The sequence below is a fragment of the uncultured Microbacterium sp. genome (genome assembly GCF_913776565.1).
Classification (GTDB): Bacteria; Actinomycetota; Actinomycetes; order Actinomycetales; family Microbacteriaceae; genus Microbacterium.
This window is the reverse complement of record NZ_CAJYPF010000058.1, coordinates 22,547-30,971: the sequence shown is the minus strand read 5'-3', so window position 1 is coordinate 30,971 and position 8,425 is coordinate 22,547. Positions and strand designations below refer to the sequence as shown.

The following is an 8,425-nucleotide window of genomic DNA, read 5'->3' as shown; positions in this document are numbered from 1 at the left end:
CGACGCGCCGCACGTCGGCGTCCAGACGCATCAGGGCCGCGCGCGTGCGCACGCGGGACGCCGCCGTGCGGCGCGTCGGTGCCGCGCTGTCCGCGGACGGCGACGCGACCTCGGTGCTCGAGGCCCTGTCGCGCGGCGCCCGCGGCTTCGCCCACCCGTCTGAGCCGCGCGTGCAGGCGGGAGTGCACCTCGGTCCCGCGCGGCCGTGGCGCTGGGGGGAGGTGGAGCGGATCGCCGCTCTGCTGCACCGCCACGGGCTCCGCGCCCGGTTCGGCCTGTCCGAGGATCAGTGGTCGCCCCTCGCGAGCGTCCCCGTCGTCGTGTGGAACCCCGCACTGGCGGACGTCCCCGTGACGGGAACGGCGGTCGTGGCGCTCGAGCTGCGGGTGGTCGGGCGCGACTGACGCACCGGTGCGCCCTGCGCCGAGGCGGCGGTCCGCCGGAGCGTGGCATCCCGCGCCCTCTTGGTGTGTTATTTTCTGCTCATAAACAAGCAGAAAATGCAGGGGAGCATCGTGTCGACCGTTCTCGCACCCGCCATGGCATCCGCGGTTCGACGCTCGCCCGAGGAGCTCGCTCGCGAGAACCTGCCGCTCGCGAAATTCCTCGCCGTCGAGAAGGCGCGCACCGCCCTGCACGTCGACCTCGACGACCTGCTGTCGGCGGCCTACCTGGGACTCGCCACGGCCGCGCTCGAGTACGACCCCAATCGCGGCATCCCCTTCGGCGCCTACGCGCGCACCAAGATCACGTGGGCCATCCTGAGCGAGATGCGCGCCGCCGACCCCGCGGGAGAGCGCGGTCGCGACAAGATCGAACGCCTGCGCGTCGCCGCGGACATCGTGCGCGCCCGGACGGGGCGCTCCGCGACCGTCGCCGAGCTGTCGGCCGAGTCGGGACTCGACATCGAGGCGGTCACCCGCACGCAGCTGCTCGACGAGATGGTGCGCACGGGGACGAGCTTCGAGGCGACGTTCGACACCGACGGACGCGACTCTCCGCAGCTCGCCGCGCTCACCGACCAGGTGATCCTGCCCGAGCACGCGGTCGAAGAGGCCGAGCGCCAGCGCATGCTCGACCGGGTCGTCGCCGCCCTTCCCGACCAGACCCGCACGGTGATCCGCGGGGTCTACCTCGAGGAGCGCATGGTCAAGGACCTCGCGCACGAGCTGGGCGTCAGCCACGCCTACGTCTCCAAGCTGCGGCGCACCGGCCTGATCCTGCTGCGCGAAGCGCTGGACGCCTGGGAGAACGGCACAGCGCCCGACCGGTCGACGAAAGCCCGGGCGGCGTTCTTCGACAGCATCTTCGGCGCGCCCGTGGAGCTGCCGATCCCGGCGTGAGCCCGTCGGCATCCCCGGATCGACGAATCCGACCCGCCCGGTTACGGCGGCGAGCAGGCGTCGCGATGGTGGGGGTGCGGGGCCACGGACGGCCCCGTGCAGCAATCCCATCCACGGAGGAACGACATGGGTCTTCAGATCGCCACCAACATCGGTGCGCTCAACGCGTACCGCAACCTCTCGGCAAACCAGGCCGACGTCTCGAAGTCGCTCGAGAAGCTCTCGAGCGGTCTTCGCATCAACCGGGCCGCGGACGACGCCGCCGGTCTGGCCATCTCCGAGGGCCTGCGCTCGCAGGTCAACGGCCTGAACGTCGCCGCGCGCAACGCCCAGGACGGCATCTCGGTCATCCAGACCGCGGAAGGCGGCCTGACGCAGGTGCACTCGATCCTGCAGCGCGTGCGCGACCTCGCGGTGCAGGCCGGCAACGACAGCAACAACACCGACTCGCGCGCCGCCGTCAGCGCCGAGGTCACGCAGCTGGTCGACGAGCTCGAGCGCATCTCGGACACGACCAACTTCAACGGCATCAAGCTGCTCGACGGCAGCGCCGGCACGGGCGGCGACGGCAAGCTGAGCTTCCAGATCGGCGCGGACGGCTCGGCCTCGAGCCAGATCGCGGTCGACCTGGCCCCGGCCAACATCAAGGAGCTCGCCACCAACCTGCGCACCGCGATCGTCACCACGGACGGCTTCGCGTCGCCCGCGGCGGCCGCGGCCACCATCACGACCGTCGACACCGCCATCAAGTCGGTCTCGTCGGCGCGCGCCGAGCTGGGTGCCGTGCAGAACCGCTTCGAGTCGACCATCAACTCGCTGCAGGTCTCGGCCGAGAACCTGTCGGCCGCCAAGAGCCGCATCGTCGACACCGACATGGCCAAGGAGATGGTCAAGTACACGGCGTCGAACATCCTGCAGCAGGCCGGCACCGCCATGCTCGCGCAGGCGAACCAGTCGGGCCAGGGCGTGCTGCAGCTTCTCCGCTGAGTCGCCGCGTCCCGACGCATCGGGCGCCCGGGCGGGGGACTCTCCCACCCGGGCGCCCTTTCCATCCCCCCTCGTCACCCCCCGCGGAAGAGAGCACCACGATGCAGATCGACGGCATCGCCTCGGGTCTGAAGACCACGGAGCTGATCGACGCCCTCATCGCCGTCGCGGCGATCCCCAAGACCCAGGTGACCACGCGCATCACCGACCGCAACACGGTCATCTCGAACCTGCAATCGCTCAACACCGCGCTGCAGGCCGCGACGGACAAGGCCCGCACCGCCGCCGCCCCCGCCTCGCTCTCGCGGATGCAGGCGACGAGCTCCGCCGAGACCGTCACCGTCACCGCGCGCGAGGGTGCCCGCCCGTTCTCGACCGCGATCGTCGTCGACCGACTCGCCGCCGCTCACGCCGTCGTGACCGCCGCGGGGAACGCGTCGTCGTTCGGCGGCACCTTCACCCTCGAGGCGGCGGACGGCTCCCGCACCGAGATCACCCCCCGCGGCGCCTCGGCCGCGGACCTCGCCGCCGCGATCAACGCCGCGAAGACCGGCGTCACCGCCACCGTCGTCCCCGGCGGCCGCGACGCGCAGGGGGCCCCGCTGTCGCGCCTGCAGATCACCGCGACCGTCGCCGGCGAAAAGGGCTCCTTCGTCCTGTACCGGGGCAGTGCCGCCGAGGTGGCGGCATCCACCTCCGTCGACGTCTCGACCGAGACCGGCGCCGCCGTCATCGCCCGCGGATCGGATGCCGGCATCCGCCTGTTCGCGGGAACCGCGGCCGAGCAGGTCGTCACCAGCTCGTCGAACACCTTCACCGACATCGGGCCGGGAGTCGACGTGACCGTCCGCGCGATCTCGGCCACGCCCGTCACGATCACGGTCGCTCCCGACGCGTCCGTCCCGTCCGAGGTCGCGGGAGCCCTCGTCAAGGACGTCGCGGCGCTGCTCACCCGCATCGACAACGGCTCGCGCGTCACCGTCGCCGCGCCCGGCAAGACGAGCACGCTCGGCGTCTTCACCGGCGACAGCACGGTCCGCTCGCTACGGACGGCGCTCGCCGCGGCGGTGCAGAGCCCGGTCGACGGCGTCTCGGCCTCGACCATCGGCATCAGCATCGACAAGTTCGGCGCGCTGTCGTTCGACGCCGAGAGGTTCGCGACCGCGATGGCCGCCGACCCGGCCGGCACGCAGAAGCTGTTCTCGACGATCGCCGCCCGTGTGCAGTCGACCGCGGCGCAGTACTCGGACAAGTACGACGGCCTGATCACCCAGCGCATCACCGGACAGCAGAGCGAGGTGAAGAGCTGGGAGAAGCAGGTCGAGGCGATGGACGCCCGCCTCGAGATCCGGCGCGCGACCCTCGAGCGCCAGTACTCCGCCCTGGAGGTGCGGCTGTCGGGACTGCAATCGCGCTCCGCCTGGCTCGGATCGCAGCTCGCGGCCCTGACGCCGCCGTCGAAATGATCGTCACCGAAGGAGGAGCCATGTCCACCGCCCTCGACCGCGCCCGTCGCGAGTACCTCGAGCAGCAGGTCGCCGCGGCGTCGCCCGAACGACTCGTGACCATGCTCTACGACCGCCTGCTGGTCGACGTGGAGCGGGCGGATGCCGCCCAGGCGGCGTCCGAGTGGGCCGCGGCCAGCGCCGCGCTCACGCACGCGCAGGCCATCATCGCCGAACTCAGCGGCTCGCTCGACGACCGCTGGGACGGCGCCGCCGAGCTGCGCGCGCTCTACACGTATCTGACCGGCCGGCTGATCGTCGCCAACGTCGCCCACGATGCCGCCGCGACCGCCGAATGCCGCGACCTCATCGTCCCGCTGCGCGAGGCCTGGCACGCGGCGGCCGCCGCACTCGCGCAGCCGTGACCGACGAGCCGGCGGCCTGGACCCGGCTCCTGGACGCCTTCGACAGGGAGCTCACCGCGGCCGACGACGCTCCCCTCGAGGACGTCGAGACGCCCGCGGGCCCGCCGCCCGCCGAGGTGGTGGAGCGGGCGCGTCTGATCCTGGAACGGCAGCGGGCGAGCATCAGCGGGCTGCAGGCGGCGCGCGACAACATCGCCCGCGAGATGCAGGCGATCCGGCGGATCCCGACGACGCGGGCCGACGCGCCGGTCTACCTGGATCTCGACGCGTGAGAGACGGTTACCGCCCGGCCCTCGTGTCGCGATAGTCGCGGGCGAGCACGGATCGCTCGACGAACAGCCACGGATCGGCTCGCTCTTCACCCCGGAGTGCCGCGTGCTCGAATCCGTCACCTCAACCGCCCTGTCCCGCGCCCTCGACGCGCTCGCTCTGCGACAGCGATCGATCGCGGAGAACATCTCCAACGTCAACACGCCCGACTATCACGCCAAACGGGTGGACTTCGAGGACCGACTGCGCAGCGCCGTCGCCCGCGGCTCGGGGGACGTCTCGGCGCGCGTCGAGAGGTCGCTCGAGCCCACGCGTCTGAACGGCAACAACGTCAACCTCGACACCGAGACGCTGTCGAACATCGACACCGTCCTGCGCTACCAGTTCGCCGCCCAGGCGCTGGGCGGCCAGGCGGCCTCGATCCGCGCGGCGATCGGACGGGCGTCGGCATGACCTTCGACACCATCGGCATCGCCGGCACCGGTCTGACGGCGCACCGCAAATGGCTCGACGCCCTGAGCGACAACATCGCCAACGTCAACACCGCGACCCCCGCCGGACAGGACATGTTCCGCGAGAAGCTCGTCACCGTCGCCGCGGGGGACCGCAGTCCGGGCGTCTACGTCACGGGCGTGGAGAGGTCCACCGCGGCCGGACGGCTGGTCCACCAGCCCGATCACCCCTACGCCGACGAGAACGGCTACGTGCAGTACCCGAACGTCGACCTCGGCGAGCAGATGAGCATGCTGATCCTCGCCCAGCGGGGGTACCAGGCCAACGCCGCCGTGGTCGACCGGGCCAAGACCAGCTACGAGGCCGCCCTGCAGATCGGACGCGGCTGATGAGCATCCCTCTCGACGCGGTCGCCGCCCCCGGTGTCGCGCCCCTCGCCCCTCTCAGCTTCGAGCGGGCCGAGCCCACCGCCGACGGCGGTGCCACCCCGGGCGCCGCCGCATTCGGTCGATCGCTCACGACGGCCGTCGAAGACCTTCAGCGCCTGCAGTCGACGTCGAACGATCTGGCCGTGAAGGCGGTCACCGGTGACCTCGACGACATCCATCAGGCCACGATCGCCTCGGCCCGTGCCGGCGTCGCCCTCGATCTGATGGTCGCCGTGCGCGACCGCGGCGTCGCCGCCTTCACCGAGATCATGAGGATGCAGGCCTGACCATGCCCACGATCGTGACCAGCGTCCTCGACCGGGCGAAGCGCGTCGTCGGGGGCTTCAGCGTCGCCCAGCGCACCATCGCCGTCATCGGGTCGGCGCTGCTGGTGATGGGCGCCATCGCCCTGGGCAGCTGGCTGACCAAGCCGCAGATGAGTCCGCTGTTCACCGGACTGAGCGCCCCCGACGCCTCGGCGGTCGTGGAGCAGCTGAAGTCCGCCGGGGTCTCGTACGAGCTGACCGAGGGGGGCGCCACGATCCTCGTCCCCGACGCCCAGGTCTACCCCCAGCGACTGGCGGCCGCCGCCGCCGGGCTGCCCAGCGACACCACCGGCGGCTACACGCTGCTGGACAAGATGGGCGTGACGGCGAGCGAGTTCCAGCAGTCGGTCACCTACAAACGCGCGATCGAGGGCGAGCTCGCCCGCACGATCGGCGCGATGTCGGGGGTCACCGCGGCATCCGTGCAGTTGGCCATCCCCGAGGAGAGCGTGTTCGTCGCCGAGGCGCGTCATCCGACCGCGTCGGTGTTCGTCAAGACCCAGGGAGGGGCCACGCTCACCGGCGACCAGGTCGCCGCGATCGTTCACCTCACCAGCGCGTCGATCCCGGGCATGGCGCCCGAGGACGTCGCGGTCACCGATCAGTCGGGCAAGGTGCTCGCGGCGGTCGGTACGGGACTCACGGGTTCGTCCGGTTCGCAGGCCGAGGAGTACGAGGCCCGGGTCTCGTCGTCGGTCTCGGCGATGCTGGAGAAGATCGTGGGCCCCGGCAACGCGACCGTGAGCGTCGCCGCCGACGTGGCCACCTCGACGTCGGAGCGCATGGACGAGACGTACACCGCGCCCGAGGGCGGTCTGACCACGTCGGAGCAGACCCGCACCGAGAAGTCCACCGGCGGGCAGGCCCAGGGCAGCGGCGTGCTCGGCCCCGACAACATCGCCGTCCCCGGCGCGGGGGCCGGCGGAACCGTCGAGACCTCGGAGGCCACCCGCAGCAACGCCGTGAACAAGTCGACCGAGAAGACCACCACCCCCGCCGGTCGCCTCACCCGTCAGACCATCAGCATCGCGCTGGACCGCGCCGCGGTCACCGGGGTCACGGCGGAGCAGGTGCAGGCGCTGGTGTCGGATGCCGCCGGTGTCGATGCGACGCGCGGCGATGCCGTGACGGTGGAGTTCGTCGAGTTCAGCCAGTCGGGTGCGGATGCCGCCGCCGCGGCGTTGCAGGCGGCCGAGGCCGACCAGGCCGCCCGGTCCCAGTCCGAGATCCTGCGCTCCGCCATCATCGGCGGCTCGATCCTGCTCGCGGCGCTGATCCTGGTCGTGGCCCTTCTGATCCGCCGTCGCCTGCGCCGGCGCACCCTCTACACCGACGAGGGCCCGATCGAGTACTTCGCCACGATGACCGAGACCGAGGAGCAGAAGCTCAAGACCCTCAAGGGCCTGGCCGAGCCGATCGCGCTGCCGGCCTCGCCGCCGACGAAGGTGCTGCCGACGCTGCTCGACATCGAGGAGGAGCCCGAGACGCCGCAGGTGCTCGTCGAGCGCCGTCGTCGTGACGTGGAGCAGCTCGCCCGCACCGACCCGTCGACCGCCGCGCAGGCCCTCGCGCGCATGATGGACGAGGCCCTCGCGTGAGCCTGCTCGGTCCTCGTCCCGTGATCGAGGATGCCGCGGCGCCCCTCGCGGCGCCCGAGGCGGCGACCGAGGTGCTCGCGGTCCCCGCGGCGCCGGTGGCACCGATGTCGGGGCTCAGACGGGCCGCGATCGTCATGCTGACCCTGGACCGCGAGGTCAGCGCCCAGGTGCTGCGCCACCTGGGCGAGACGCGGGCCGAGCTGCTCGCGGCGGAATTGACGCAGCTGGGCGACGTCGACACCGCGGCGATCGCGACGGCCCTCGCCGACTTCGGCCGCATCGCGTCGGGCGGCACGACGGTCGGCCGCGGCGGGCAGGAGGCCGCGACCGGCCTGCTCGAGACCGCCTTCGGCCGCGAGAAGGCCGTCGGCATGGTCGGGCGCGTGCTGACGCACGGGGTGGTGTCGTTCGAGTTCCTCGACAGCGTCGACGCGGGGCACCTGGCCACGCTCCTCGACGGCGAGATGCCCACGACGGTGGCCGTCGTGCTGGCCAACCTGCGCGCCGACCGCGCCGCCGCGGTACTCGCCGCGCTGCAGGACCCCTTGCGCACCGATGTCGCGCAGGCGATCGCGACGCTCGGAGCGTCGTCGCAGGACGCGATCGCCGTGGTCGCCGACTCGCTCCGTGCCCGCACGGGCGTGTTCGGACTGCGTGAGGCCCACGAGCCGGTCGGGGGCGTCCAGCCCCTCGTCGACATCATCAACCGCTCGGACACCGTGCTCGAGAAAGCGCTGCTCGCCGGTCTCGAGAACCGCGACCAGCTGCTCGCCGAGGAGGTCCGCAGCCGCATGCTGACCTTCGCCGACATCTCCCGCCTCGAGGACCGCGACGCCCAGCGCGTGCTCCGCGGCATCGACCTGCGGGTGCTGGCGCTGGCGCTGAAGGGTGCCGACGCGCAGATCGCCGAGGTGATCCGCCGCAACATGACCGAACGCAACCGCGAGAACCTCGACGAAGAAGCCTCCGCGCTGGGCCCGGTGCGCGTGCGGCAGGTCGACGAAGCTCGCGCCGACGTCGTCCGCGTCATCCGCGAGCTGGAGGCGGCCGAAGAGATCACGATCTCGCGAGAGGACGAGGACGAACTCGTCGACTGAGGACCGACAGCGCGGTTACCGTCGCCGCCGGACGTCGCGATAGTCGGCCGCGA

General features: G+C 72.0%; 11 protein-coding genes. All 11 read left to right on the top strand.

What is annotated here, in order from left to right:
* Positions 1-404: hypothetical protein (locus QZ433_RS03695; protein ID WP_295780068.1), on the top strand; the 404-nt coding region annotated here is incomplete at its 5' end.
* Between the two features lie 96 nt (positions 405-500).
* Positions 501-1,343: a sigma-70 family RNA polymerase sigma factor gene (locus tag QZ433_RS03690; protein WP_295780067.1), complete on the top strand. Its 843-nt coding sequence runs from the start codon at positions 501-503 to the stop codon at positions 1,341-1,343.
* Positions 1,344-1,469: 126 nt separating this feature from the next.
* The gene (locus QZ433_RS03685; RefSeq protein ID WP_295780066.1) at positions 1,470-2,330 is read left to right on the top strand and encodes a flagellin; all 861 of its coding nucleotides are present in this window, start codon (positions 1,470-1,472) and stop codon (positions 2,328-2,330) included.
* A gap of 101 nt (positions 2,331-2,431) precedes the next feature.
* Positions 2,432-3,796 (top strand): flagellar filament capping protein FliD, encoded by a 1,365-nt coding sequence (gene fliD / locus QZ433_RS03680; RefSeq protein WP_295780065.1) that lies wholly within the window; start codon positions 2,432-2,434, stop codon positions 3,794-3,796.
* A 20-nt stretch (positions 3,797-3,816) separates the two neighbouring features.
* Positions 3,817-4,200: a flagellar export chaperone FliS gene (fliS, locus tag QZ433_RS03675; protein WP_295780064.1), complete on the top strand. Its 384-nt coding sequence runs from the start codon at positions 3,817-3,819 to the stop codon at positions 4,198-4,200.
* Entirely contained in the window at positions 4,197-4,472 is a 276-nt protein-coding gene (locus QZ433_RS03670; RefSeq protein WP_295780063.1) for a hypothetical protein, read from the top strand. The genes fliS and QZ433_RS03670 overlap by 4 nt, the downstream gene beginning before the upstream one ends.
* Before the next feature lie 103 nt (positions 4,473-4,575).
* Complete coding sequence (gene flgB / locus QZ433_RS03665) at positions 4,576-4,923, top strand: flagellar basal body rod protein FlgB (RefSeq protein WP_295780062.1); 348 nt, start codon at positions 4,576-4,578, stop codon at positions 4,921-4,923.
* Positions 4,920-5,312 carry a flagellar basal body rod C-terminal domain-containing protein gene (locus QZ433_RS03660; RefSeq protein ID WP_295780061.1) on the top strand — a complete coding sequence of 131 codons (393 nt, stop codon included), beginning with the start codon at positions 4,920-4,922 and terminating at the stop codon, positions 5,310-5,312. The genes flgB and QZ433_RS03660 overlap by 4 nt, the downstream gene beginning before the upstream one ends.
* Positions 5,312-5,638 carry a flagellar hook-basal body complex protein FliE gene (gene fliE / locus QZ433_RS03655; RefSeq protein ID WP_295780060.1) on the top strand — a complete coding sequence of 109 codons (327 nt, stop codon included), beginning with the start codon at positions 5,312-5,314 and terminating at the stop codon, positions 5,636-5,638. The genes QZ433_RS03660 and fliE overlap by 1 nt, the downstream gene beginning before the upstream one ends.
* Positions 5,639-5,640: 2 nt before the next feature.
* Positions 5,641-7,275 carry a flagellar basal-body MS-ring/collar protein FliF gene (gene fliF, locus QZ433_RS03650; RefSeq protein ID WP_295780059.1) on the top strand — a complete coding sequence of 545 codons (1,635 nt, stop codon included), beginning with the start codon at positions 5,641-5,643 and terminating at the stop codon, positions 7,273-7,275.
* Positions 7,272-8,372, top strand: a complete 1,101-nt coding sequence (locus QZ433_RS03645; RefSeq protein WP_295780058.1) for a FliG C-terminal domain-containing protein — start codon at positions 7,272-7,274, stop codon at positions 8,370-8,372. Before fliF ends, QZ433_RS03645 begins: the two co-directional genes overlap by 4 nt.
* Positions 8,373-8,425: the final 53 nt, after the last annotated feature.